We start from the raw sequence: 24,228 nt of genomic DNA, 5'->3' as shown, positions 1-24,228 counted from the left end.
GCTTCTTCGCAATGACAGCCTCATCCTCCAAGCGCGCGCTGCAAACCCGCATCGTCCAGCACGACGACGCGATTCCACCCGGCTATCTCTCATTCGTGCCGCCCGTCGAGCGGGCGTCGACGGTCGTGTTCCCCGATCTCGCGACGATGCGCGAGCTCGACTGGCGCGAGGACGGTCAGTGGCGCTACGGGTTGCACGCGACGCCGACGTCGCTCGCGCTCGCGCAGCGGCTCGCGACGATCGAGGGCGGCGCGCACGCGCTGCTGCAGCCGTCGGGGCTGGCGGCGATCGCGAACGTCTATTTCGGCTGCGTGACGTCCGGCGACGACGTGCTGATTCCGGACAACGTATACGGCCCGAACGCCGATTTCGGCCGCTGGCTCGACAACGACTTCGGCGTGACCGTGCGGTTCTACGATCCGCTCGTCGGCGCCGGCATCGCGGATCTGATCGCGCCGAACACGCGGCTGATCTGGCTCGAGGCGCCCGGCTCGGTGACGATGGAGGTGCCGGACGTGCGCGCGATCACCGCGGTCGCGCGGCAGCGCGGGATCGTCACCGCGATCGACAACACGTACTCGGCGGGGCTCGCGTTCAGGCCGTTCGAGCATGGCGTCGACATCTCGGTGCAGGCGTTGACGAAGTACCAGTCGGGCGGCAGCGACGTGCTGATGGGCGCGACGATCACCGCCGACGCGGTGCTGCACGCGAAGCTGAAGCTCGCGCGGATGCGCAGCGGGACCGGCGTGTCCTCGGACGACTGCTCGCTCGTGCTGCGCAGCCTGCCGAGCATGCAGGCGCGCTTCGATGTGCACAGCCGATCGGCATTGGCGCTCGCGCACTGGCTGAAGGCGCGGCCCGAGATCGCGACGGTGCTGCATCCGCAACTGCCGGACTGCCCGGGCCACGCGGAATTCGTCCGCGACTTCACCGGCGCGGGCGGGCTGTTCTCGGTGATCTTCGACGCGCGCTACAGCGCCGCGCAGGTCGACCGCTTCGTCGAATCGCTCGAGCTGTTCGCAATCGGCTGGAGCTGGGGCGGCGCGCACAGCCTCGCGATGCCGTATGACGTCGCGTCGATGCGCGCCGCGTGGCCGCATCGCGGCACGCTGGTGCGCTTCTACATCGGCCTCGAGGATGAGGCCGACCTGCGCGCGGATATCGAGCGCGCGATGCAGGCCGCGCTCGGCTGAGCGCGGCGCTCGTCGGCGCGTGGGGGCGCAACGACGCTCTCCGGTCGCCGTCGGTCGCTTTCCGGTCGCTCGCCGATTGATTCCCGATTGATTGCCGATTGATTGCCGGCGTCGGTCAGAACAGGCGCAGCAGCCCGTCCAGGCCAACGTGATCGAACGCGACGCTCGCCGCGTCGCGCACGACGGGCTTCGCGTGAAACGCGACCGACAGGCCGGCTGCCGCCATCATCTTCAGATCGTTCGACCCGTCGCCCATCGCGATCGCGCGCTCCGGCGCGAGGCCGAGCGCCGCGCAGGTGTCGCGCAGCGTGCGCGCCTTCACGTCGGCGTTGACGATTTCGCCGATCACTTTGCCGGTCAGCTTGCCGTCGACGATCTCGAGCGTGTTCGCGTGCGTGAAGTCGAGGCCGAGGCGCGCCTTCAGCCGCTCGGTGAAGAACGTGAAGCCGCCCGACACGAGCAGCGTCTTCAGGCCGGCCGCCTTCGCGCCGGCGAGCATCGTTTCCGCGCCCGGCGACAGCCGCAGCCGCTCGTCGTACACGCGCTCGAGCGCGCTCGCGTCGAGCCCGGCGAGCAGCGCGACGCGGCGCGTCAGGCTTTCATTGAAATCGCGGATCTCGCCGCGCATCGACGCCTCGGTGATCGCCGCGACCTCGGCCTTGAGTCCGCAGAAATCGGCGATCTCGTCGATGCACTCGATCGTGATGAGCGTCGAATCCATGTCCATCACGACGAGCCCGAAGTCGCCGAGCGCGCGTCCGGCGTCGACGAACGCGTAATCGAGCGCATGCGCGCCGCAGTAGACGGCGATGTCGGGCCGCTGCGCCGGTTCGGCCGCGTCGATGCGCAGCGCGTGCTCGTCGATCGGCACGATGCGGGCGCCGCGCGCGAGCGCGAGCAGCGGTTTGCGGTGCGCGTCGGCGATCGGCGCGACGCTCTGGATGACGAGGTTCGTGGTCATTGCTGAGGGATCGGGGGAAGCGAACGGGCCGCCGCCGGGCGGCAAACGCGACATTGTAGCCGGTCGGCCCGAGGGGATCGAAGGCGGCCGGCGAGGTGCGGCCGGCGAGGTGCGGCGGGCGCGGTGTGGCCGGCCAGGTGCGGCTGAAGAGGTGCGGCGCGGCCAGATGCTGCGCGGTCGGCCGCGCGGAATGCTAGTGCGCCGCGAACGCAAGCGGGGTAACACCCGATGCACGCACGAAGCACAGTGCGCCGCTTGGGATTAGACTGACATGAGTCATGCATCGATAACCGGGCGGCGCGCGGTCGCCGCCCCATCATAAGGAGGTCAGCATGGGCCCACGCAGCATGATGTCGGTCGCCGTTCCGTTGTCCGTCGCGTTCGCGGCGGCGTGCTTCAGCGCGAGCGCGGTGGCGGCACCACCGGTCAAGGGCAGCCTGAGAGGCGGCGGCACCGGCCAGCTCGACTACACGGTCAAGATCGAGTCGAAGCTGTTCGGCGACGCGCAGGAGACGCGCAAGATCCGCTCGGGCGAGACCGACGACTTCAGCTGGAAGTCCGTGCCGCCGGACGGCGCGGTCGCGATGCCGGATGGCTGCCCGCAGGCCGACTCGCTGCCGCGCGACGAGAACGGCGCGATGGTCCGGCAGACGCAGGTCCGGCTCGCGCCGGCGATCGACAGCAGGGGCATCGCGAAGGTGCAGATGAGTTTCCAGGCCTCGGCGCCGCAGGGCACGCGCAACGTGACGGCGGGCGGCAAGTCGCTGCAATGTCCGAATCCGGTGATCGTGAGCCAGGTCAAGTGGCTGTCGATGCCGGTCAACGGCGGCGCGAAGACGGTCACGATGAGCGACGGCACGAAGGTCACGGTGTCGATCAAGCGTTGAGGGTGCGGGCGCCGCGCGTGATGAGCGCGACGCCCGCCCGCCGTCATCCGCGCATCAATGCGCGCGCTCCTCGAGACGCGATGCGAGGAAGCGATGCTCGGCCGAGAACAGCTTGCGGTAAGTGAGCAGCACGGCGCCGACCGTGCCGAGCGCGGACGCCGCGGCGATCAGGAACATGATCACGATCTGGTAGCGGACCGCCTGCAGCGGCGATTGTCCCGCCAGCACCTGGCCGGTCATCATCCCCGGCAGGCTCACGACGCCGACGACGGCCATCTGGTTCAGCGTCGGCACCATGCCGGCGCGCACCGCCTGGCGCGCGGCGTCCTGCGCGGCTTCCCAGCGCGTCGCGCCGAGCGCGAGCGCGGTCTCGACGCGGTCGCGGCGCGCGGTCAGCTCCTCGGTCATCCGCTCGACGCCGAGCGACACGCCGGTCAGCGTGTTGCCGAGGATCATCCCGAGAATCGGGATCGCGTACTGCGGCGCATACCACGGATGGATACGGATCACGACGAACAGGCCGACCGCCGCGACGAACCAGCCGCTGACCCAGATCGACACGATGCTGTCTGCGCGCTGTCCCGCATACGTGTGCTTGCCGCGCCCGGCGCCCGCGAAGCCGGCGATCAGCGTCATCAGCGCGGCGAGCGGCAGCACGATGGTCCAGTGCGGATGGCCGAACACCCAGCCGAGCACGTAGCCGATCGCGAGCAGCTGCACGACGGTGCGCACCGCCGCGAGCGCGAGCTTGCGTCCGAGCCCGAGCGACAACGCGGCCGAGATCGCGCCGTTGACCGCGACGAGCGCCGCCGCGATCCCGACGTCGACGAGGCTCAGATCCTGCAGCGCCGGGCTCATCGTGCGACCTCCGCGGCGGGCGCCGCGGGCGCGGCGTCGAGCACGCCGGCGCGCATCGTCAGCCGCGTCGTGCCGATCCGCGCGGCCTGCGCGGGATCGTGCGAGATCCACATGGTTGCGCGCGCATCGGGCGCCGCGTCGTACCACGCGCCGACGAGCGCCTCGATCGCGCGCGTCGACTCGGGATCGAGCGCGGACGTCGGCTCGTCGAGCAGCAGCGCGTCCGGATCGAGTAGCAGCACACGCAGCAGCGCGGCGATCTGCGCCTCGCCGCCGGACAGCTCGCTCGCGCGCTTGTCGAGGAAGTCGTCGCCGCGGCCCGCGCGCGCGGCGAGCTGAGCGGCGCGTGTGCGGTCGAATCGCAGGTCGCGATAGACGGCGAGCGCGTACGGATAGCGCAGCAGCGATTCGACGGTGCCGTCCGCCGGTGCGGGCCGCTGGCGCACATAGGCGACGTGGCGCCGGTAGCGCGGAATCGCCGAACGCCGGATTCGCTGGCCGTGCCACAGCACCTGCCCCCCGTCGAGCGGATCGAGCAGCGCGAGCGCGCGCAGCAGCACGCTCTTGCCGGATCCGGAAGGCCCCATCACAGCAACGCGCATGCCAGCGAGCAGGCTGAAATCGGTTGGGGCGAGCAGGGTCTTGCCGCTCTTCGCGTCGCGGCGGGTGATGCGCTGCGCGTCGATCAGGCCGAAAGCTGACATTGCGTAAATATATGAAAAAAAGCGTTAATGGCGTCGGGGGATGCGGCCCCGTGCGCCATAATAACGAGTGTCCCGTTTGCGCGGGCGTCGCGTGCCGTTACCGTCGTGCGCATTCGCCGGCGCGTCGGGTATTCAGAACAACAACGGAACCGCCATGACGCTTCTCCGAGCCATCGGCAAATCGGCTGCATGGATCGTCGGCATCGTCGCGGTCGCGATCGCGGCGGCCGGGGTCTTCATCTTCACGTTCGACTGGAACCACGCGAAGCCGTGGGTCAACGAACAGGTGAGCGGGGCGCTCGGCCGTCCGTTCGCGATCAACGGCGATCTGAAGGTCGGCTGGCGGCGCCCCGACGGCGAAACCGGCTGGCGCGCATGGGTGCCGTGGCCGAGCTTCTCCGCGACGCAGATCGCGATCGGCAACCCGGACTGGGCGAAAACGCCGCAGTTCGTCACGCTCGATGCCGCGCATTTCGACCTCGCGGTGCTGCCGCTCGTCGCGCACGAGATCGTGATCCCGTCGATCGATATCGTCAATCCGGCCGTCGACCTCGAGCGGCTCGCCGACGGCCGCAATACGTGGACCTTCCAGTTCAAGCAATCGTCGCAGCCGTCGCCATGGAAGGTGAAGCTCGAAAGCTTCGGCTTCGCGAAAGGCGCCGTCACCTATCGCGACGCGATGACCCACGCCGACCTGACGGTCGCGATCGACACGCTCGGCCAGCCGATCCCGCTCGGCGACGTGCTCAAGGAGCAGGAGGCGACGTCGCGCGCCGCGTCCGCGCAGCGTGTCGGCAAGCGCGGCGCCGCGCAACTGAACCGGAAGGCGACTGCGGAGGCGGCGTCGGATGCGTCCGGGGCGGCTGCTTCCACCACGACGGCAACGGCATCTGGCGCAAGCGCCGGCGCGGCCGCGCAGCCGGCCGTGTCCGGCCCCGCGTACGCGTTCGGGCTCAAGGTCGACGGCCGCTACAAGAATGTGCCGATCAGCGGCACCGGCAAGCTCGGCGGCGTGCTCGCGCTGCAGGACGCGTCGCGGTCGTTCCCGCTGCAGGCCGACGTGAAGGCCGGCGACACGCGGCTCGCGATCGTCGGCACGCTGACCGACCCGACCCATCTCGCCGCGCTCGACCTGCGCCTGTGGCTGCAGGGCTCGACGATGGCGCATCTGTACGCGCTGACCGGCATCACGCTGCCCGACACGCCGCCGTACGCGACCGAAGGGCGCCTGATCGGCAACTTCAAGCGCCACGCGAGCACGTTCCGCTACGAGAACTTCAACGGCCGCGTCGGCGGCAGCGACCTGTCCGGCACGCTCGCGTACGAGCAGCGCGCGCCGCGCCCGCAGCTGTCCGGCGAGCTCGTGTCGAACCTGCTGCGGTTCTCCGACCTCGCGCCGGTGATCGGCGCGGACACGGCCGCGAGCAAGGCGCAGCGCGGCGACACCACGCATCAGCCGCCGGGCCGCGTGCTGCCGATCGAGACGTTCCGCACCGACCGCTGGCGCGCGATCGACGTCGACGTGAAGTTCACCGGCCGCAAGCTGATCAAGAGCACCGATCTGCCGATCACGAATCTGTACACGCACGTCGTGATGCAGGACGGCGTGCTGTCGCTCGAGCCGCTGACGTTCGGCGTCGCGGGCGGCTCGCTCGCGACGACCGCGCATCTCGACGGCAGCGGCGCGCCGCTCAAGGGGCGCTTCACGATCGCCGCGCGGCACCTGAAGCTCAAGCAGCTGTTCCCGTCGCAGAAGGTGATGCAGTCGGCGCTCGGCGAGATCAACGGTGACGCGGCGCTGTCGGCGACCGGCAATTCGCCGGCCGCGCTCGCGGCGACCGCGACCGGCCAGGTGAAGGCGGTCGTCACGAACGGCGCGATCAGCCGGTTGCTGATGGAGGCGGCGGGGCTGAACGTCGCGAACGTCGTCTACGAGAAGCTGTTCGGCGGCAAGGACGTGCAGATCAACTGCGCGGCGGTCGATTTCCAGGCGAACAACGGGCTGCTCGATTCGAAGGTGTTCGCGCTCGACACCGACGACGCGCTGATCAACGTCGATGGTACCGTGAGCCTACGCGACGAATCGATGAACCTGAAGGTCCATCCGCATACGAAGGGCTTCCGGATCTTTTCGCTGCGCTCGCCGCTGTACGTGAAGGGCACGTTCAAGAATCCGGACGTCGGCGTCGACGCGGGCGCGCTCGCGCTGCGCGCGGGCGCGATGATCGGGCTCGGGCTGATCAACCCGTTCGCGGCACTGATTCCGCTGATCGCGCCGAGCAACACGAAGGACGTGCCGTGCGCGCAGCTGTTCGCGCAGGCCCAGGCACCGGCGAAGACGATCGCGGCGGCCAGGGCCGTGAAGTGACGCGGGCAGAGTTTCACCGACTCCTGTTAAAATATTGGGTTTACCGTCGATCACCCTCTCATTTTCTGGATCAGCCGTGCTTTCTACCGCCAACATCACGATGCAATTCGGGCCGAAGCCCCTGTTCGAGAACATCTCGGTCAAGTTCGGCGAGGGCAACCGCTACGGCCTGATCGGCGCGAACGGCTGCGGCAAGTCGACGTTCATGAAGATCCTCGGCAGCGATCTCGAGCCGAGCGGCGGCAACGTCGCGCTCGAGCCGAACGTCCGCCTCGGCAAGCTGCGCCAGGACCAGTTCGCGTACGAGGACGTGCGCGTGCTCGACGTCGTGCTGATGGGCCACACCGAGATGTGGGCCGCGATGACCGAGCGCGACGCGATCTACGCGAACCCGGACGCGACGGACGACGACTACATGCACGCGGCCGAGCTCGAGGCGAAGTTCGCCGAATACGGCGGCTACGATGCCGAGGCGCGCGCGGGCGCGCTGCTGCTCGGCATCGGCATCGAGGAGAAATTCCACACCGGCCCGATGAGCGACGTCGCGCCGGGCTGGAAGCTGCGCGTGCTGCTCGCGCAGGCGCTGTTCTCGAAGCCGGACGTGCTGCTGCTCGACGAGCCGACCAACAACCTCGACATCAACTCGATCCGTTGGCTGGAAGACACGCTCAACCAGTACAACTCGACGATGATCATCATCTCGCACGATCGCCACTTCCTGAACGCGGTGTGCACGCACATGGCCGACATGGACTTCGGCACGCTGAAGGTCTGGCCGGGCAACTACGACGACTACATGCTCGCGTCCGCGCAGGCGCGCGAGCGCCAGGCCGCCGCGAACACGCGCGCGAAGGAACGCGTCGCGGAACTGCAGGACTTCGTGCGCCGCTTCTCGGCGAACAAGTCGAAGGCGCGTCAGGCGACGAGCCGCGCGAAGCAGATCGACAAGATCAAGATCGAGGAATTCAAGCCGTCGTCGCGGCAGAACCCGTTCATCCGCTTCGAGTTCGAGAAGAAGCTGCACAACATCGCGGTCGTCGCGGATGCGATCACGAAGAAGTACGAGCGCACGATCTTCTCGAGCTTCAACCTGTCGGTGCAGCCGGGCGAGCGGATCGCGATCATCGGCGAGAACGGCGCGGGCAAGACGACGCTGCTGCGCTCGCTGCTCGGCAACCTCACGCTCGATCACGGCACCGTGAAGTGGGCGGAGAACGCGAACGTCGGCTACATGCCGCAGGACACCTACGAGGAATTCCCGAGCGACGTCACGTTGATGGACTGGATCGACCAGTACCGCAAGGAAGGCGACGACGAGACGATGGTGCGCGGCACGCTGGGCCGCCTGCTGTTCTCGGCGGACGACATCCGGAAGTCGGTGAAGGTGCTGTCGGGCGGTGAGAAGGGCCGGATGATCTGGGGCAAGCTGATGCTCGGCCGCCACAACGTGCTGCTGATGGACGAGCCGACGAACCACATGGACATGGAGTCGATCGAGTCGCTGCAGATCGCGCTCGAGAAGTTCGAGGGCACGCTGATCTTCGTGTCGCACGACCGTGAATTCGTCAGCGGGCTCGCGAACCGGGTCATCGAGGTGAAGACCGACGGCGAGCTCGTCGACTTCGGCGGGAATTACGAGGATTTCCTGACGAGCCAAGGGCAGGCCTGACGGTCTCCCGCGCCGCCCGAACGGTCGGTTCGAAAAAAGCCCATCCGGGAAGTTCGCCGGATGGGCTTTTTGCCGTTGGCGGCCTGCCGTCAATCCGCCAGCCGATGATCCTCGAGCGCCTTGCAGCAATCGTCGAACACCCACTGCACGAGCTTCGCGTCCGGATTCAGATCGTCGGTGTCGACGATTTCCTCGACCGCATCCCGCGCCCACGCGGCGTCGACGAACCCCGCGTGCCGCTTCGCGATGTCCTGCGCGAGCGCGGACAGTTTCGCGATCGAGAGCCAGTCCGCATGCCGCTGGTGGCGGTCGAGCCATCGATGCGCGGCCTGCACCTGGAACGCCGCATCGGGCCATGATTCGTTCAGATAGAACGCGCCCAGATTGCCGCAGGTGAGCCAGCAGAGCAGCTCCAGTCGCTCGCGTGAGCTGAGAGTGGGATGTGCGTCGGTCATGATGGCGCTCAGGTAGGTCGCGGAGTCCGGCGCGCGGCCGCGCGCCGAGCCTCGACTCCGATTATGTACGACATAGTACGCCGTGCGCTGCGGCGCGCAATCCGCGCCGCCACCGATCGATCGCCCGCCGCGGCGTGCTCGGGCGCGCGAGGCCCGGCGCGTCGTGCTGCCCCGAGGCCCGAGGCCCGAGGCCCGAAAACCGGTGCCGGATCCCGCGCCGCGCCGGTTCGCCGCGCGCGGCGCGGCACGCTTCGGGCGGGCTCGCTAAAATGTCCGCTCCCGGCTTGGTGTGGGACCGGAGTCGGCGCTTTGCCGCGTGCGCGCCGGTCGACCGCTTTGCGCGTTGCGCAGGGCCGTGCATGGGTCCGGCGCGAGCGCTGAAGCGCTCGCTCTGATCGACAGGAGACAAAGGACATGACGATGCAAATCTACGACCAGTTCTACATCGGCGGCGCATGGGTGAAGCCGGCCGGCACCGGCACGATCGACGTGATCGATTCCGGCACCGAGGCCGTGATCGGCCGGATCCCGGAAGGCGCGCCGGCCGACGCGCAGGCCGCGATCCGCGCCGCGCGCGCCGCGTTCGACGGCTGGGCCGCGACGCCGCCCGCCACCCGCGCCGCGTATCTGCGCAAGATCGCCGAGAACCTGCAGGCGAAGAGCGAAGCGCTCGCGCAGTCGATCACGGGCGAGGTCGGGATGCCGATCAAGCTGTCGCGCGCGATTCAGGTCGGCGCGCCGATCTACAACTGGAACGCGTACGCGAAATACGCGGAGGCCTTCACGTTCGACGAGCAGGTCGGCAACTCGCTCGTCGTGCGCGAGCCGGTCGGCGTCGTCGCGGCGATCACGCCGTGGAACTATCCGCTGAACCAGATCACGCTGAAGGTCGCACCCGCGCTCGCGGCCGGCTGCACCGTCGTGCTGAAGCCGTCGGAAATCGCGCCGCTGAACGCGTTCATGCTCGCGGAGGCGATCCACGACGCCGGGCTGCCGGCCGGCGTGTTCAACCTCGTCTGCGGTTACGGGCCCGTCGTCGGCGAAGTGCTCGCGACCGATCCGGACGTCGACATGGTGTCGTTCACCGGCTCGACGCGCGCCGGCAAGCGCGTGTCGGAGCTCGCCGCGGCGAGCGTCAAGCGCGTTGCGCTCGAGCTCGGCGGCAAGTCCGCATCGGTGATCCTCGACGACGCGGATTTCGCGGCGGCGGTCAAGGGCACGGTCAACGCGTGCTTCCTGAACGCGGGCCAGACCTGCTCCGCGCACACGCGGATGCTCGTGCCCGAGTCGCGCTACGACGAAGCGCGCGCACTCGCGAAGGCGGCGGCCGAAGCGTACGTCGCCGGCGATCCGCGGCTCGACGCGACGCGGCTCGGCGCGCTCGCGTCGGCCGCGCAGCAGCAGCGCGTGCAGAGCTTTATCCAGCGCGGCATCGACGAGGGCGCGGAGCTCGTCACCGGCGGCCCCGGCCTGCCGGACGGGATCGCGAAGGGCTTTTTCGTGAAGCCGACGGTGTTCGGCCGCGTCGATGCGAAGGCGACGATCGCTCAGGAGGAGATCTTCGGGCCGGTGCTGTCGATCATCACCTATCGCGACGAGGACGACGCGGTCCGGATCGCGAACGATTCGCCGTACGGGCTCGGCGGCGCGGTCTGGGCAGGCAGCGACGAGCGCGCGATGCGCGTCGCCCGCCGGATCCGCACCGGCCAGGTCGACATCAACGGCGGCGCGTGGAACATGGCCGCGCCATTCGGCGGCTACAAGCAGTCGGGGCACGGCCGCGAGAACGGCGTCTACGGGCTCGAGGAATATCTCGAATACAAGTCGATGCAACTGCGCGCGCAGAAACCCATGTAAAGCGGGCGCGGCGGGGGCGGCGCGTTGCGCCGTCGCCCGCATCGGGCATCGAGAACGGCACGCTTCGGCGTGCTTTTTTTCGGCGATCGAATCGCCCTGCGACAAACCGCCTCACGCCGGACGCAGTTTGACGGACGTCAAACCCGGCCCCGATCCCCGCGACGAGAATGAACGCAGTTCAACGGGGATTCAGCAGCATGCGTGAAGTAAAGAAATCGATTCGATTCAGGATAGCCGCGGCGCTTTGCGCGACGAGCATTCTCACGATGCCGGTGCTGTCGCGCGCGGCGTCGCCGGGCGACGGGATCGGCCAGGGTGATCTGCTCGTGCGGCTGCGCGCGATCAGCATCCAGCCCGCCGAGCGCGGCAGCGACACGCTGTCGGCGCTCAAGGTCGGCGTGAACAACGCGATCGTGCCGGAGCTCGATCTCACGTACATGATCCGCGATTCGATCGGCGTCGAGTTGATCCTCGGCACGTCGCGCCATCGGCTGACGTCGAGCATCGGCGATCTCGGCGGCGTCAACGTGCTGCCGCCGACGTTACTGCTCCAGTATCACTTCAATCCGTCGGGGCGCGTGCGGCCCTACGCCGGCGCGGGCATCAACTACACGTACTTCTACAACAACGGGCTGCACGCGGGTGGGGAGCCGATCGCGATCAAGCGGAACAGCATCGGGCCGGCGCTGCAGTTCGGTGTCGACGTGCAGGTGACGAAGCGGCTCTTCGCGAACGTCGACGTCAAGAAGATCTGGATGGGCACCGACGCGTCGCTTGGCGGTCAGCCGCTCGGCACGCTGCATATCGATCCGCTGGTCGTCGGCGTGGGCGTCGGGATGAAGTTCTAAGCGAGCAAGGGTTGAAGTTGGGGTTGGCGGCATGGCTGTATGCATGCCGCCCTTTTTTTGGGGTATCGAAATCAGAGCTTGTCGTACTGGAAGCGCATCGCGGTGCCTTCGCGCTTGATGCGCTCCCAGACCACGCGCTTTTCGTCGTCGCTCAGGAACACCCAGTTCGACACTTCGCCGGCGGTGCGGCCGCAGCCTTTGCAGACTTCGTCGAAGAGGGTCGAGCAGACGCCGATGCACGGGCTGTCGGGCAGGTCGTGAAGATTGGAAGCCATCGGAACGGTCGGTCGGAGCGGTGGGCAAGGCGCTATCTTAAAGCATGCGGGCGGCGCGCTTGCCGCCGCGCGGCAGCCGGGCGCGCGGTGGCCGCGCCGCGGCGTTCCGGGCGGCCCGATATTCTCGATGGACACGCGGCGATAACCCGATAAAATTGGCCGCACATGGCGGCGCGGGCGTGCGCACCGTGCATGGCGGCACAGACAACCGGCGGACACGGGGTCCGGCGGGTTCCGGAACGGGAGAACGGGATGAAAGCGAAGGTGGCGGGCCGGGCAGCGGCGCTGGGGCTCTGCGCGATGGCACTGGCGGCATCGGCGGCGGCGAAGGATACACAGCTCAACGTGTACAACTGGTCGGACTATATCGCGAAGGACACGATCCCGAACTTCGAGAAGCAGACCGGCATCAAGGTCCGCTACGACAACTACGACAGCGACGACACGCTGCAGGCGAAGCTGCTGACCGGCAGCTCCGGCTACGATATCGTCGTGCCGACCAGCAACTACGCGGGCAAGCAGATCGCGGCCGGCATCTACGCGCCGCTCGACAAGTCGAAGCTGCCGAACCTGAAGAATCTCGATCCGCAACTGATGGCGCTCGTCGCCGGTGCGGATCCGGGCAACAAGTACGCGGTGCCGTGGGCGTACGGCACGACGGGCCTCGGCTACAACGTGACGAAGGCGCAGGCGCTCCTCGGCAAGTCGGTGCCGCTCGACAACTGGGACATCCTGTTCAAGCCCGAGAACATTTCAAAGCTGAAGACCTGCGGCGTGTCGATGCTCGACGCGCCGACCGACGTGTTCGCCGCGACGCTCCATTACATCGGCAAGGATCCGAACAGCACGAACCCGGCCGACTATCAGGCCGCGCTGCAGGTGCTGAAGAAGATCCGCCCGTATATCACGCAGTTCAACTCGTCGGGCTACATCAACGATCTCGTCGCCGGCGACGTGTGCTTCGCGTTCGGCTGGTCGGGCGATGTCGTGATCGCGAAGCATCGCGCGCTCGACGCGAAGCGTGCGTACAAGATCGAGTACTACATTCCGAAGGGCGGTGCGCCGGTCTGGTTCGACGTGATGGCGATCCCGAAGGACGCGAAGGACAAGGACGCCGCGTTGCAGTGGATCAACTACATCGAGGATCCGAAGGTCCACGCGGCGATCACGAACGCGGTCTACTACCCGAGCGCGAACGCCGAAGCCCGCAAGTACGTGAAACCCGACGTGTCGAACGATCCGGCCGTCTATCCGCCGGCCGACGTCGTGAAGACGCTGTTCCTGCTCAAGCCGCTGCCGCCCGAGATCCTGCGTCTCGAAACGCGGCTGTGGACTGAGCTGAAGACCGGCCACTGACGCGCGTCGCGGCATCGGCAGCAACCGTGAAGCCCCTGGTAGCCCCGGGGGCTTCGTCCGTCTCCAACGCAGCCATCGCGGAGAAGCAGCAGATCATGAATAGCCAGTCGAGTGCGCCGGCCGCGGTCGCGCCTTCCGTGGCGCCTTCCGTGGCGCCTTCCGCCGCGCCTTCAGTCGCGTCGAATGGCCCCGATTCGCGCGTCGACAACTTCGTGCAGATCGCCGACGTCGTGAAGAAATTCGGCGACACCGAAGCGGTGCGCCACGTGAACCTGACGGTGCGTCAGGGCGAGCTGTTCGCGCTGCTCGGCAGCTCGGGCTGCGGAAAGTCGACGCTGTTGCGGATGCTCGCGGGCCTCGAATCGGTCACGTCGGGCAAGATCCTGATCGACGGCGAGGATCTCGCGCAGATGCCGCCGTACAAGCGGCCGGTGAACATGATGTTCCAGTCGTACGCGCTGTTTCCGCACATGAGCGTCGAGGCGAACATCGCGTTCGGGCTCAAGCAGGAAGGCGCGCCGAAGAACGAGATCAGGGAGCGCGTCGCCGACGCGCTCGAGCTCGTGCAGATGAGCAAGTACGCGAAGCGCAAGCCGCATCAGCTGTCGGGTGGCCAGCAGCAGCGCGTCGCGCTTGCGCGCTCGCTCGTGAAGCGGCCGAAGCTGCTGCTGCTCGACGAGCCGATGTCCGCGCTCGACAAGCAGATCCGCCAGCGCACGCAGATGGAGCTGGTGAACATCCTCGGCAAGGTCGGCGTGACCTGCATCATGGTCACGCACGACCAGGAGGAGGCGATGACGATGGCCGACCGCCTCGCGGTGATGAGCGAAGGCGAGATCGTGCAGATCGGCACGCCGAACCAAGTCTACGAATATCCGAACTGCCGCTTCTCGGCCGAGTTCATCGGCTCGACGAACCTGTTCGACGGCACGGTCGTCGAGGACGAGCCCGACCACGTGTACATCGAGTCGCCGGAGCTGCCGGTCCGGATGTACGTGAGCCACGGGGTGTCCGGGCCGCTCGGGATGCCGGTCACGGTGTCGGTGCGTCCGGAGCGCATCGCGCTCGCGCGCAAGCCGGCCGACGGCACGTACAACTGGGCGCACGGCGTGATCGCGAACGTCGCGTATATGGGCGGCTATTCTCTGTATCACGTGAAGCTCGATTCGGGGAAGATCGTCGTCGCGAACGTGCCGAGCGTCGCGATCGCCGAGCTCGATTCGCCGGGGATCGGCGACGAGATTCATGTGCGGTGGACTGCGTCGGCGGGGGTGGTGCTGACGTCGTGATCGACGATCACGCCCCCGTTTGCGCCGGCGGCGTCCCCATCGCCTGAAACAGCCGCGCGGTATCCGTGAGCCGCGCCCCCGTCGCGCGAATCTCGTCGAGCCGCGCATTCCGGTACTGCAACTCGCTCGCGCGCGCCGCCGACGGCGGCAGCGCGCCGAGCCGCACGCGCGCCGACGCATCGTCGAACGCGCCTTGCGCGGCGAGCGCCGCGCGGCTCGACGCGTCGAGCGCCTGCGCGTCGTTGTCGAGCGACGCGAGCGTATCCGCGACGTTCTGGAACGCGGCGAGCACGGTCTGCTTGTACTGCTCGACCGCCGCGTCGTAGTTCGCGTTCGCCGCGCGGCGCTGCGCGAGCAGCGCGCCACCGTGGAAGAGCGGCTGCGACAGCGACGCGCCGGCGCTCCAGATCGCGCCCGCGCCCGACAGCAGCATCGGCCAGCTGAAGCCGCCTTGTCCCATCGACGCCGACAGCGACAGCTGCGGAAACATCTGCGCGGTCGCGACGCCGACTTCGGCAGCCGCGGCGGCGAGCGTCGCGTCGGCCGCGCGGATGTCGGGGCGGCTGCGCAGCAAATCCGACGGCACGACCACCGGCACCTGCTCGGGCAGATGCAGATCGGCGAGCGCGACATCGTCGGGCGCCTGGTCCGGCGTGCGGCCGATCAGCACCGCGAGCGCGTGGCGTGCCGACTGCCATTGCTGGCGCAGCGCGGGCAGCGTCGCGGCGAGCGACGCGGCGCTTTGCTGCGCGCCGAGCTGATCCGCGCGCGCGGCGGCGCCGAGCGCGTAGCGGCGCTCGGCGTCGTGCGCCTGCGCATTCGCGAGCGCGACCGCGCGCGTGGTCGTATCCACCTGCTCGTGCAGCGCCGCCGATGTGATCGCCGCGACGACGATGTTCGCAGCCAGCGCGCGCCGCGCGGAATCGAGCTGGAACGCCTCGACGTCGACGCGCTTCTCGAGCGCGCGGTTCGCGAAGTGCGCGGCGCCGAACAGGTCGATCGTATAGTGCGCCTGGAGCTGGCCGACGAACGTGTCGTACAGCAGCGTCTGCGCGCCGAGCTTCGGAATCGGCACGCCGAGCGCGCGCTGCCGCGCGGCCTGGCCGCCCGCGTCGATCGTCGGCAGCAGCGAGCCGCCGACCTGCGCGTGCAACTGCTCGCGCGCGGCCGTCAGGCTGTGCTCGGCGGCCGCGAGTGTCGGGCTGTTGCGCAGCCCTTCGTCGACGAGCGCGTCGAGCGCGGGCGACCGGTACTGTTTCCACCAGTCGGGCACCGGCTGCGCGCCGACTTCGAATTGTTGCGCGACGCCGTGCGCGGCGACCGTCTGCGCGACCTGCGGCACGGTGCCGTAATGCGCGGGCGTCGGCATCGCGGGCGGCGCGCCGCTCGGCGCGAACCATGAGCAGCCGGCGAGGGCGGCGAGGGTGGCGGCCTGGCACAGCCCGACGGCCGCGCGCAGCGTTTTCGTGTTCGGCAACATCATCGTGCGCTTCATCGTCAGGCTCCCGACGCGGCACTTGCGTCGCGTTCGCCGCTCTTAACGCGGAACCACGTCGCGTACAGCGCCGGCAGATAGAACAGCGTAAGCACGGTCGCACTCGTGATCCCGCCCATCAGCGCGGTCGCCATCGGGCCGAAGAAATTCGAGCGCAGCAGCGGGATCAGCGCGAGCACGGCGGCGGCGGCGGTCAGCACGATCGGCCGGAAGCGCCGCACGGTCGCACCGACGATCGCGTCGAAGCGGCCGTGCCCGGCCGCGATGTCCTGCTCGATCTGGTCGACGAGAATCACCGAGTTGCGCATGATGATCCCGAACATCGCGATCACGCCGAGCATCGCGACGAAGCCGAACGGCTGCCGGAACAGCAGCAGCGTCACGACGACGCCGATCAGCCCGAGCGGCGCGGTCAGCACGACCATCAGCACGCGCGAGAAGCTCTGCAATTGGAGCATCAGCAGCGTGAACACCGCGATCGCCATCAATGGCATTTGCGCGTTGATCGATGCCTGCGCCTTCGTGCTCTGCTCGACCGAGCCGCCGATCTCGACCTGATAGCCGACCGGCAGCGTCGCGCGCAGCGCGTTCAGCTTCGCATCGATCGCATGCGTGACGTCGATCCCCTGTGCGCCGGCGCGCACGTCCGACTGCACGGTGATCGTCGGCTGGCGGTCGCGCTCCCAGATCACGCCGTATTCGAGCGTCGGCACGAAGCGGCCGAGCGAGCCGAGCGGCACGGGGCCATTCGGCGTCGGCAGCGCGAGCCCCGCGAGCTTCGCCGGATCGACGCGGTCCGCGCTCGGCGCGCGCAGGTCGACCGCGATCAGCTTGTCGCGCTCGCGATACTGCGTGACGGTCGTGCCCGACAGCGTCATCGCGAGGAAGCTCGACACGTCCTGCGACGTCACGTTCAGCTCGCGCGCCTTCTGCTGGTCGAGCTCGAAGCGCACCGAGCGCTCGGCCGGCTCGTCCCAGTCGAACTGCACGTTGAGCGTGCGGTCGTCGCCGCGCATCGTCGCCGCGACTTTCTCGGCGATTCCGCGCACGGTCGCGATGTCGTCGCCGCTCACGCGGAACTGCACCGGGTAGCCGACGGGCGGCCCGTTCTCGAGCCGCGACAGCCGCCAGCGGACGGCCGGGAACTGCTCGCGCAGTGTCGTTTCGAGCCAGCGCGCGAGCTTTTCGCGATCGGCGACCGACTTGGCGGTGACCACGAACTGCGCGAAGTTCGGCACCTGCAGCTGCTGGTCGAGCGGCAGGTAGAAGCGCGGCGCGCCGCTGCCGACGAAGTTCACCGCGTGATCGATCTCGGGACGCCCGGCGATCGTCTGCTCGAGGCGCTTCGCCTGCCGCAGCGTCGCGTCGAACGACGCGCCTTCGGGCAGCCGCAGGTCGACGAGCAGCTCGGGCCGGTCGGAGCTCGGGAAGAACTGCTGCGGCACCAGCGAGAAGCCCATCAGCGCGGCGACGAACAGCGCGACCGTGATCACCAGCACGACGAAGCGCCGCTCGATGCACCAGCGGATCCAGCCGCGCAGGCGCGTGTAGAAGCGCGTGTCGTAGATGTCGTGCTCGTGGTCGTCCGGCAGATGCGCTTCCTTCTTGCGCTCCGGCAGCAGGTGATAGCCGAGCAGCGGGATCAGCACGACCGCCGCGAACCACGATGCGATCAGCGCGATCGCCGACACCTCGAAGATCGAGCGCGTGTACTCGCCGGTGCTCGACTTCGCGAGCGCGATCGGCAGGAAGCCCGACACGGTGACGAGCGTGCCGGTCAGCATCGGGAACGCGGTGCTCGTGTACGCGAACGCGGCCGCGCGCGCGCGGCTCATGCCCTGCTCGAGCTTCACGGCCATCATCTCGACCGCGATGATCGCGTCGTCGACGAGCAGCCCGAGCGCGAGCACGAGCGTGCCGAGCGACACCTTGTGCAGCCCGATGTCGAACAGGTACATGAACAGGGCGGTCACCGCGAGCACGACCGGAATCGAGATCACGACGACCATCCCGGTGCGCAGCCCGAGCGAGATCAGGCTGACGACGAGCACGATCCCGACCGCCTCCGCGACCGCCTCGAGAAAATCGTCGACCGAATGCGCGACCGCATGCGGCATGCTCGATACCTCGGTCAGCTTGAGGCCGGCCGGAAGCTGCGCCTGCAGCGTGCTCGCCTGCGCGTCGAGGGCTTTGCCGAGCCGGATCACGTCGCCGCCCGGCTGCATCGTGACGCCGATGCCGAGCACCGCGTGGCCGTTCATGCGCATCTGCGTGACGGGCGGATCGTCGTAGCCGCGCTTGACCGTCGCGACGTCGCCGAGCCGGAACGTGCGTGCCCCGATGCGCAGCAGCGTGTCGGCGATCGCGTCGACGCGCTCGTACTGGCCGCTCGGCCGCACGAACACGCGGTCGTCGGCGGTCGTCAGCGTGCCCGATTCCGCGACGCCGTTCTGTGCGCCGAGCGCCTGCGCGATCTGCTGCGGCGAAATGCCGAGCCGCGTGAGCCGCGCGTTGTCGATCTCGATGAAGATCCGCTGGCCCGGATCGCCGAAATAATCGACCTTGTCGACACCCGGCACGCGCAGCAGCACGGTGCGGAGCTGGTCCGCGTAGTCGTGCAGTTGCGCGGGCGAGAAGCCGTCGCCTTCGAGCGTGTAGATGTTCGTATAGACGTCGCCGAACTCGTCGTTGAAGAACGGGCCTTGCACGCCGGGCGGCAGCGTGTAGGCGATGTCGCCGACCTTCTTGCGGATCTGGTACCAGGTCTCGGGCACGGCCTTCACGGGCGCCGAGTCCTTCATCGTGAAGAACACCAGCGATTCGCCGGGGCGCGAGTAGCTGCGCAGGAAGTCGATCGCGGGCGTTTCCTGCAGCTTGCGGCCGATCCGGTCGGTGACCTGCTCCTGCACCTGGCGCGCGCTCGCGCCGGGCCAGAACGTGCGGATCACCATCACGCGGAACGTGAACGGCGGATCTTCGGACTGCGCGAGGTGCGTGTACGCGAAGATGCCCGCGAGCGTCGCGAGCGCGATCAGGTAGACGACGAGCGCCTGGTGCCGCAGCGCCCACGCGGACAGGTTGAAGCGGCCTTCTTCGCGGACGGCGGTCATGACGCGGCGTCCTCCGGATGGAGCGGCGCGATCGCGCGGACTTTCTCGCCGGCGCTGACCGTGTGCACGCCCTGCAGCACGACGCGCTCGCCGGGCTGGAGGCCGCCCGAGATCGTGACCGTGCGCTCGCCGTAGCGCACGACGGCGACGCGCCGCAGCTCGAGCGTGTCGTCCTTCGCGCGGACGACCCACACGGCCGGCTGCGTGCCGTCGTGGAACAGCGCGGTCGCGGGCAGCGTGTAGCTCGGGGCCTCACTGGCTGTAGCGGCGCCACCGGCGGCCGGTGCGCCGTCGAACGCGACGTTCGCGGTCATGCCGAGGCGGACCGCCGCGTCCGGCTGCTCGAGCGACAGCTTCACGCGATACGTGCGGCTCTGCGGATCGGCGGCCGGCGCGATTTCGCGCACCTTCGCGGCGAAGCGGCGGCCGGGCAGCGACGGCAGCGTGACCGTCGCCGCATGGCCCGGCGCGAGCGACGCGAGCGCGGCTTCGGGCACGTCGCTGACGACGTCGACGTCGCCCGACCATGCGAGCTGATACACCGATTGTCCGGCCGACACGTTCTGGCCGGTGTCCGCCTGCTCGGCGGTGATCGTGCCCGCGTGATCGGCGACGAGCGTCGCGTACTGGAGCTGATTCTTCGCGAGCGCGGCCTGCTGCTGCGCCTGGTCGCGCTGCGCGAGCGCGGACGTGTACGTATCCTCGGTCTGCTCGAGCTGCGCGGTCGCGATCAGGTTCTCGTTCGCCTGCGCGCGGTCGCGGTCGAGCTGCTGCTTCGCGAAGCTCAGCCGGTGCTGCGCGGCGTCGAGCTGCGCCTGCGCGCTCGCGGCGTTCTTCGCGACGTCGGACGGATCGAGCCGCGCGACGACCTGGCCGGCCTTCACGGTGTCGCCGAGCCGCACGGTGCGCTCGACGATCTTGCCCGCGATGCGGAACGACAGCGGTGTCGCGTAGCGCGGCTGGATGTCGCCGGGCAGCGTCTGTGCGGGTGCGTGGCCGTCGGCCTGAACGGGCAGCGCGACGACGGGGCGCGCGGCGGGCGGCGCGGACGCCTTCGGATGACAGGCGGCGACGCTGAGCGCCACGCATAACGACAGCGCGACACGGGAACCGGGACGATTCACGAAACCCCCAGGCGAGGAAAGGGCGGGATGCGTCCGCGCACGACGGCGCCGCGCCGCAGGGCGCGGCACGCGCGTTTCGCACGCGGGTCTTTCTTTCGAAAACTGGAATGAATTCTAATTCACACCTGTATCCAAGTGCAAAGGTGAATTTATTCCGCGAATGCGCTAGACTGCGCGGCATGAAACCGATGCGCCTCACCCGGGAACAGAGCAAGGACCAGACGCGCGAGCGCCTGCTGGATGCCGCGCACGCGATTTTTCTGAAGAAAGGCTACGTCGCCGCGAGCGTCGAGGACGTGGCCGCGGCGGCCGGCTATACGCGCGGCGCGTTCTATTCGAACTTCAAGGGCAAGGCCGAGCTGCTGCTGACGCTGCTCGAGCGCGATCACGCGTCGGTGCAGGTGGAGCTGCGGCAGATTTTCGACGGCAGCCGTTCGCGCGACCAGATGGAGGCGGCCGTGCTCAAGTACTACAGCCAGCGCTTCCTGAACGATCCGTCGTTCCTGCTGTGGGTCGAGGCGAAGCTGCAGGCGGCGCGCGATCCGAAGTTCCGCGTGAGTTTCAACGCGTTCCTGCAGGAAAAGCGCGTGCAACTGGCCGAGTACATCCGCGATTTCGCCGCGCGCTCGGGCACGCCGCTGCTGCTGCCCGCCGAGACGCTCGCGCTCGGGCTGATGAGCCTCTGCGACGGCGTGCAGGCGTACTACACCGCCGATCCGCAGAACGTGACGGCCGACGCCGCGCAGGCGGTGCTCGAGGGATTCTTCGCGAGGGTCGTGTTCGGGCGCGCGCCCGGGTGATGTGATCTGACGTGAGCTGATGCGGCCGGCGGCGCGCGTCAGTCCCCGCCGGTCATCTTCCGGTACGCGTCGAGCAACGACGTCTTGTAGACGACGCCCGCGAGCGTCGGCTCCGCATCGCTCTCGATCACCGGCAGCCGTTCCCCCTGGAAGCCCATGAACAGCTCGAGCGCGGTGCCGAGCGGCATGTTCGGCTTCAGCAGCGGGAACGGCGTGTGCGTGTAGTCGGCCGCGGTCTTGTGCGCGGTCTCACGTTTCTCGAGCAAATCGGACGTGATGTCCTTCAGCGCGACCGCGCCGCAAAAGCGCCCGGCGTCGTCGGTCACGTACAGGTATTTCACCGGGTATTCGAGGAACACGCGCGTCATGTCCGCGACGCTCGCCGCGAGCGGCACGACGGTCTGCGCGGGCTGGATCAGCTCGCGCATCTGCGTGGCCCGCAGCCGCATCCGCTCCTCCTCGTCGCGGTAGCGGTGCTGCGTGATCTCGTACATCGACGTCGTGCCGGTCGCGCGCGCGACGAAATAAGCGACGACGCACGACACCATCAGCGGCAGCACGACCTCGTACGACAGCGTCATCTCGAAGATCATCAGAATCGCCATCAGCGGCGCCTGCGTCGCGCCCGCGAGGAACGCGCCCATTCCGACGATCGCGTACGCGAAGGCCGCGGACGTGTGCGCGGGGAAGAGCGCATGCATCCCGAGCCCGAACAGCGAGCCGAAGATCGCGCCGACGAACAGCGTCGGCGTGAAGATCCCGCCGATCGCGCCGGAGCCGGCGGTCGCGGCGGTCGCGAGCACCTTGAACACCAGCACCGCGACGAGCGCCTGCCAGGTCCACGGCGAATGCAGTACCTGGTTCACGACGCTGTAGCCGTTGCCCCACACGTCGGGCACCCACACCGAGATCACGCCGACGATCAGCCCGCCGAGCGCGAGCCGCACCGGCAGCGGCAGCGGCAGCCGGCGGAACTGGTTCTTCGCGGCGTCGACGAAATGCAGGAACTGCGGCGCGAGCGCACCGCACAGCAGGCCGAGCACGACGAACAGCAGCACTTCCCAGCCCGTCACGGCCGGGAACACCGGCATCTGGTAAGGCGGCTTGTAGCCGACGAATTCGCGCATCGTGATGTTCGCGACGACCGATGAGACGACCATCGGCCCGAAGCTCTCCATCGAGATCGCGCCGAGCACGATCTCCGACACGAAGAACGCGCCCGCGATCGGCGCGTTGTACGCGGACGTGATCCCCGCCGCGGCGCCGCACGCGACGAGCAGGCGCAGCCGCGGCGGATCGAAGTTCGCGAAGCGGCCGACGAGCGACGCGGCGAGCGCGGCGAGCTGCACCATCGAGCCTTCGCGGCCGATCGAGCCGCCGGTGCCGATCGTCAGCAGCGACGACACGCTGCGCCACACGCTCTGCCGCACCGGCACGACGCCGCCGCCGAGCGCGACCGCCTCCATGTAGTCGCTTTTTTTCGTGGTCGATGCGCCGCGCGTCGCCAGCAGCAGCGCGAAGCCCGCGACGAGACCGCCGGCGGCCGGCAGCCAGAAGCGCACGTACCACGGCAGGCGGCGCGCCATCTGAATGAAGCTGCCGCTCGTGCCGGACAGCGCGTGCTGAATCAGCCCGATCCCTTCGCGGAACAGGATGGTGGCGAATGCTCCGCCGATGCCGACGATGACCGACCAGATCAGCATCGTGTGGGCGTCGGAGAGGCGGAACAGCGTCTGTGCGCGGGTGCGCAGCTTGAGCAGGAACGAGAGCACGGCGGCGAGCGGGTGACGAAACGAACCGAGGCGAAGAATAGCATTGCGCCGCGCCCTCGGGTCGGATCCCGTGGGCGCGGCGCGCGAAGCGGAGCGCGGGCGATGCTCAGCCAAGCCAGCGCTCGACCGCCCACGTGATCCCGTAGCCGCCGAACACGAGCCACGCGTACAGGATCAGGCCCGTCGTCAGCGCGCGCGGGCCGGCCGCGCGGATCTGCGCGACGCGCGTTTCGATGCCGAGCGCGGTCATCGCCATCGTCAGCGCGAACGTGTCGAGCGCGGTGACGCCCTGCGTGACGGCGGCCGGCAGCACGTTCAGCGAGTTGACGATCACGCAGCCGACGAAGCCGAGCGCGAACCACGGCACCGCGACCTTGCGCGCGCCCGTCCCGGCGGCGCCGGCCTTCGAGCGGGCGAGCCACGCGCCGAGCGCGAGCAGCACCGGCACGAGCAGCATCACGCGCGTCATCTTGACGATCGTCGCGGTGTGCACGACCTGCGGGCCGACGTCGCTCGCCGCGCCGACCACCTGCGCGACCTCGTGGATCGTGCCGCCGAAGTACAGGCCGAGACCGTTCGCGTCGAGGTGCAGCCAGCCGGCGTGATACGCGAGCGGGTACAGGAACATCGACAGCGTGCCGAACAGCACGACGCTGCCGACCGCCATCGCGCTCTGGTGCGGCTTCGACTGCAGCGTCGATTCGAACGCGAGCACGGCGGCCGCGCCGCAGATCGCGCTGCCGGCGGCGGTCAGGATCGCCGCGTCGCGGTCGAGCTTCATCAGCTTCATCCCGGCCCAGGTGCCGATCGCGAGCGTGCTCGTGACGATCAGCACCGACACGGTCAGGCCCGGCAGGCCGACCTGCGCGATCTCCTGCAGGCTCACGCGCAGCCCGAAGAACGCGACCGCGATCCGCAGCAGCTTGCGCGCGGAGAAGTTGATGCCGGCGGCCCAGCTCGCGGGCATGCCGTCGCGCAGCGCGTTGCCGTACAACGCCCCCGCGACGATGCCGACGATCAGCGGCGAGAGGCCGAGGCCGGCGATCGCGGGCAGGGCGGCGAGGCGCGTGACCGCGACCGCGAACAGCGCGACGAACAGGAAGCCGTTCAGCTGGCCACGCATCGACGGCGCGGCATGAGCGGCATGAGGTGTGGCGACGGTGGACATGGCGGCGGCTCTCTCGTGTTCGATGCAATGTCCCAATCC

19 protein-coding genes are annotated in these 24,228 nt (G+C 68.8%); 9 read left to right on the top strand and 10 right to left on the bottom strand.

Annotated features, from left to right (window positions below):
• The first annotated feature begins 11 nt into the window (after window positions 1-11).
• On the top strand, window positions 12-1,193 hold the full coding sequence (locus HZI36_RS21150) for a cystathionine beta-lyase (protein ID WP_179404619.1): 1,182 nt from the start codon (window positions 12-14) through the stop codon (window positions 1,191-1,193).
• A 115-nt stretch (window positions 1,194-1,308) separates the two neighbouring features.
• On the opposite strand, the gene serB is transcribed toward HZI36_RS21150, so the two are convergent.
• Window positions 1,309-2,154, bottom strand: a complete 846-nt coding sequence (gene serB, locus HZI36_RS21145; protein ID WP_179404618.1) for a phosphoserine phosphatase SerB — start codon at window positions 2,152-2,154, stop codon at window positions 1,309-1,311.
• Between the two features lie 332 nt (window positions 2,155-2,486).
• On the opposite strand from serB, the gene HZI36_RS21140 reads away from it, so the two are divergent.
• The gene (locus tag HZI36_RS21140; RefSeq protein ID WP_179404617.1) at window positions 2,487-3,041 is read left to right on the top strand and encodes a DUF6013 family protein; all 555 of its coding nucleotides are present in this window, start codon (window positions 2,487-2,489) and stop codon (window positions 3,039-3,041) included.
• A gap of 54 nt (window positions 3,042-3,095) precedes the next feature.
• Here the strand turns inward: HZI36_RS21140 and HZI36_RS21135 are convergent, their stop codons facing one another.
• Entirely contained in the window at window positions 3,096-3,899 is an 804-nt protein-coding gene (locus HZI36_RS21135; RefSeq protein WP_179404616.1) for an ABC transporter permease, read from the bottom strand.
• Complete coding sequence (locus tag HZI36_RS21130; protein ID WP_179404615.1) at window positions 3,896-4,603, bottom strand: ABC transporter ATP-binding protein; 708 nt, start codon at window positions 4,601-4,603, stop codon at window positions 3,896-3,898. The genes HZI36_RS21135 and HZI36_RS21130 overlap by 4 nt, the downstream gene beginning before the upstream one ends.
• Window positions 4,604-4,757: 154 nt before the next feature.
• Here HZI36_RS21130 and HZI36_RS21125 point away from each other — a divergent pair, with 154 nt between their 5' ends.
• Together HZI36_RS21125 and HZI36_RS21120 are read left to right on the top strand one after the other, a co-directional pair.
• A complete protein-coding gene (locus HZI36_RS21125) occupies window positions 4,758-6,971 on the top strand; it encodes an AsmA family protein (RefSeq protein WP_179404614.1) in 2,214 nt (737 codons plus the stop codon).
• A 76-nt stretch (window positions 6,972-7,047) separates the two neighbouring features.
• The gene (locus tag HZI36_RS21120) at window positions 7,048-8,640 is read left to right on the top strand and encodes an ABC-F family ATPase (protein WP_179404613.1); all 1,593 of its coding nucleotides are present in this window, start codon (window positions 7,048-7,050) and stop codon (window positions 8,638-8,640) included.
• Between the two features lie 89 nt (window positions 8,641-8,729).
• Here the strand turns inward: HZI36_RS21120 and HZI36_RS21115 are convergent, their stop codons facing one another.
• Window positions 8,730-9,095 carry a hypothetical protein gene (locus HZI36_RS21115; RefSeq protein ID WP_179404612.1) on the bottom strand — a complete coding sequence of 122 codons (366 nt, stop codon included), beginning with the start codon at window positions 9,093-9,095 and terminating at the stop codon, window positions 8,730-8,732.
• Window positions 9,096-9,515: 420 nt separating this feature from the next.
• Here HZI36_RS21115 and HZI36_RS21110 point away from each other — a divergent pair, with 420 nt between their 5' ends.
• Entirely contained in the window at window positions 9,516-10,952 is a 1,437-nt protein-coding gene (locus tag HZI36_RS21110) for an aldehyde dehydrogenase family protein (protein WP_179404733.1), read from the top strand.
• Between the two features lie 266 nt (window positions 10,953-11,218).
• Entirely contained in the window at window positions 11,219-11,800 is a 582-nt protein-coding gene (locus HZI36_RS21105; RefSeq protein ID WP_425485281.1) for an OmpW/AlkL family protein, read from the top strand.
• 71 nt (window positions 11,801-11,871) lie between these two features.
• Here the strand turns inward: HZI36_RS21105 and HZI36_RS21100 are convergent, their stop codons facing one another.
• Window positions 11,872-12,075: a DUF1289 domain-containing protein gene (locus tag HZI36_RS21100; RefSeq protein WP_179404610.1), complete on the bottom strand. Its 204-nt coding sequence runs from the start codon at window positions 12,073-12,075 to the stop codon at window positions 11,872-11,874.
• Between the two features lie 252 nt (window positions 12,076-12,327).
• Between HZI36_RS21100 and HZI36_RS21095 the strand changes: the two genes are divergently transcribed.
• Both HZI36_RS21095 and HZI36_RS21090 read left to right on the top strand, forming a co-directional pair.
• Entirely contained in the window at window positions 12,328-13,431 is a 1,104-nt protein-coding gene (locus HZI36_RS21095) for a polyamine ABC transporter substrate-binding protein (RefSeq protein WP_179404609.1), read from the top strand.
• 95 nt (window positions 13,432-13,526) lie between these two features.
• On the top strand, window positions 13,527-14,720 hold the full coding sequence (locus HZI36_RS21090) for an ABC transporter ATP-binding protein (RefSeq protein WP_179404608.1): 1,194 nt from the start codon (window positions 13,527-13,529) through the stop codon (window positions 14,718-14,720).
• Window positions 14,721-14,727: 7 nt separating this feature from the next.
• Here the strand turns inward: HZI36_RS21090 and HZI36_RS21085 are convergent, their stop codons facing one another.
• Genes HZI36_RS21085 through HZI36_RS21075 form a run of 3 tightly spaced genes read right to left on the bottom strand, consistent with a single transcriptional unit; the run spans window position 14,728 to window position 20,449 of the window.
• Window positions 14,728-16,215, bottom strand: coding sequence for an efflux transporter outer membrane subunit (locus HZI36_RS21085; RefSeq protein WP_179404607.1), 1,488 nt, complete (start codon window positions 16,213-16,215; stop codon window positions 14,728-14,730).
• A 2-nt stretch (window positions 16,216-16,217) separates the two neighbouring features.
• Entirely contained in the window at window positions 16,218-19,325 is a 3,108-nt protein-coding gene (locus HZI36_RS21080; protein ID WP_179404606.1) for an efflux RND transporter permease subunit, read from the bottom strand.
• Window positions 19,322-20,449: an efflux RND transporter periplasmic adaptor subunit gene (locus HZI36_RS21075; RefSeq protein WP_179404605.1), complete on the bottom strand. Its 1,128-nt coding sequence runs from the start codon at window positions 20,447-20,449 to the stop codon at window positions 19,322-19,324. The genes HZI36_RS21080 and HZI36_RS21075 overlap by 4 nt, the downstream gene beginning before the upstream one ends.
• Window positions 20,450-20,628: 179 nt before the next feature.
• On the opposite strand from HZI36_RS21075, the gene HZI36_RS21070 reads away from it, so the two are divergent.
• A complete protein-coding gene (locus tag HZI36_RS21070) occupies window positions 20,629-21,249 on the top strand; it encodes a TetR/AcrR family transcriptional regulator (RefSeq protein WP_179404604.1) in 621 nt (206 codons plus the stop codon).
• 38 nt (window positions 21,250-21,287) lie between these two features.
• Here HZI36_RS21070 and HZI36_RS21065 read toward each other — a convergent pair whose 3' ends face one another.
• On the bottom strand, window positions 21,288-23,021 hold the full coding sequence (locus HZI36_RS21065; RefSeq protein ID WP_179404603.1) for a ClcB-like voltage-gated chloride channel protein: 1,734 nt from the start codon (window positions 23,019-23,021) through the stop codon (window positions 21,288-21,290).
• Between the two features lie 106 nt (window positions 23,022-23,127).
• Window positions 23,128-24,189, bottom strand: coding sequence for a YeiH family protein (locus HZI36_RS21060; RefSeq protein WP_179404602.1), 1,062 nt, complete (start codon window positions 24,187-24,189; stop codon window positions 23,128-23,130).
• Between the last annotated feature and the right edge of the window lie 39 nt (window positions 24,190-24,228).

Source organism: Burkholderia guangdongensis, from assembly GCF_013403875.1.
In the GTDB taxonomy this organism is placed as follows: Bacteria; Pseudomonadota; Gammaproteobacteria; order Burkholderiales; family Burkholderiaceae; genus Burkholderia; species Burkholderia guangdongensis.
This window is presented reverse-complemented; position numbering and strand designations above follow the sequence as displayed.

Coding starts and splice junctions, on each gene's coding strand:
- HZI36_RS21085 (WP_179404607.1), bottom strand. CDS start 16,215: ATGAAGCGCACGATGATGTTGCCGAACACGAAAACGCTGCGCGCGGCC.
- HZI36_RS21060 (WP_179404602.1), bottom strand. CDS start 24,189: ATGTCCACCGTCGCCACACCTCATGCCGCTCATGCCGCGCCGTCGATG.
- HZI36_RS21130 (WP_179404615.1), bottom strand. CDS start 4,603: ATGTCAGCTTTCGGCCTGATCGACGCGCAGCGCATCACCCGCCGCGAC.
- HZI36_RS21150 (WP_179404619.1), top strand. CDS start 12: ATGACAGCCTCATCCTCCAAGCGCGCGCTGCAAACCCGCATCGTCCAG.
- HZI36_RS21105 (WP_425485281.1), top strand. CDS start 11,219: ATGCCGGTGCTGTCGCGCGCGGCGTCGCCGGGCGACGGGATCGGCCAG.
- HZI36_RS21095 (WP_179404609.1), top strand. CDS start 12,328: ATGAAAGCGAAGGTGGCGGGCCGGGCAGCGGCGCTGGGGCTCTGCGCG.
- HZI36_RS21080 (WP_179404606.1), bottom strand. CDS start 19,325: ATGACCGCCGTCCGCGAAGAAGGCCGCTTCAACCTGTCCGCGTGGGCG.
- HZI36_RS21115 (WP_179404612.1), bottom strand. CDS start 9,095: ATGACCGACGCACATCCCACTCTCAGCTCACGCGAGCGACTGGAGCTG.
- serB (WP_179404618.1), bottom strand. CDS start 2,154: ATGACCACGAACCTCGTCATCCAGAGCGTCGCGCCGATCGCCGACGCG.
- HZI36_RS21135 (WP_179404616.1), bottom strand. CDS start 3,899: ATGAGCCCGGCGCTGCAGGATCTGAGCCTCGTCGACGTCGGGATCGCG.
- HZI36_RS21125 (WP_179404614.1), top strand. CDS start 4,758: ATGACGCTTCTCCGAGCCATCGGCAAATCGGCTGCATGGATCGTCGGC.
- HZI36_RS21090 (WP_179404608.1), top strand. CDS start 13,527: ATGAATAGCCAGTCGAGTGCGCCGGCCGCGGTCGCGCCTTCCGTGGCG.
- HZI36_RS21140 (WP_179404617.1), top strand. CDS start 2,487: ATGGGCCCACGCAGCATGATGTCGGTCGCCGTTCCGTTGTCCGTCGCG.
- HZI36_RS21110 (WP_179404733.1), top strand. CDS start 9,516: ATGCAAATCTACGACCAGTTCTACATCGGCGGCGCATGGGTGAAGCCG.
- HZI36_RS21070 (WP_179404604.1), top strand. CDS start 20,629: ATGAAACCGATGCGCCTCACCCGGGAACAGAGCAAGGACCAGACGCGC.
- HZI36_RS21100 (WP_179404610.1), bottom strand. CDS start 12,075: ATGGCTTCCAATCTTCACGACCTGCCCGACAGCCCGTGCATCGGCGTC.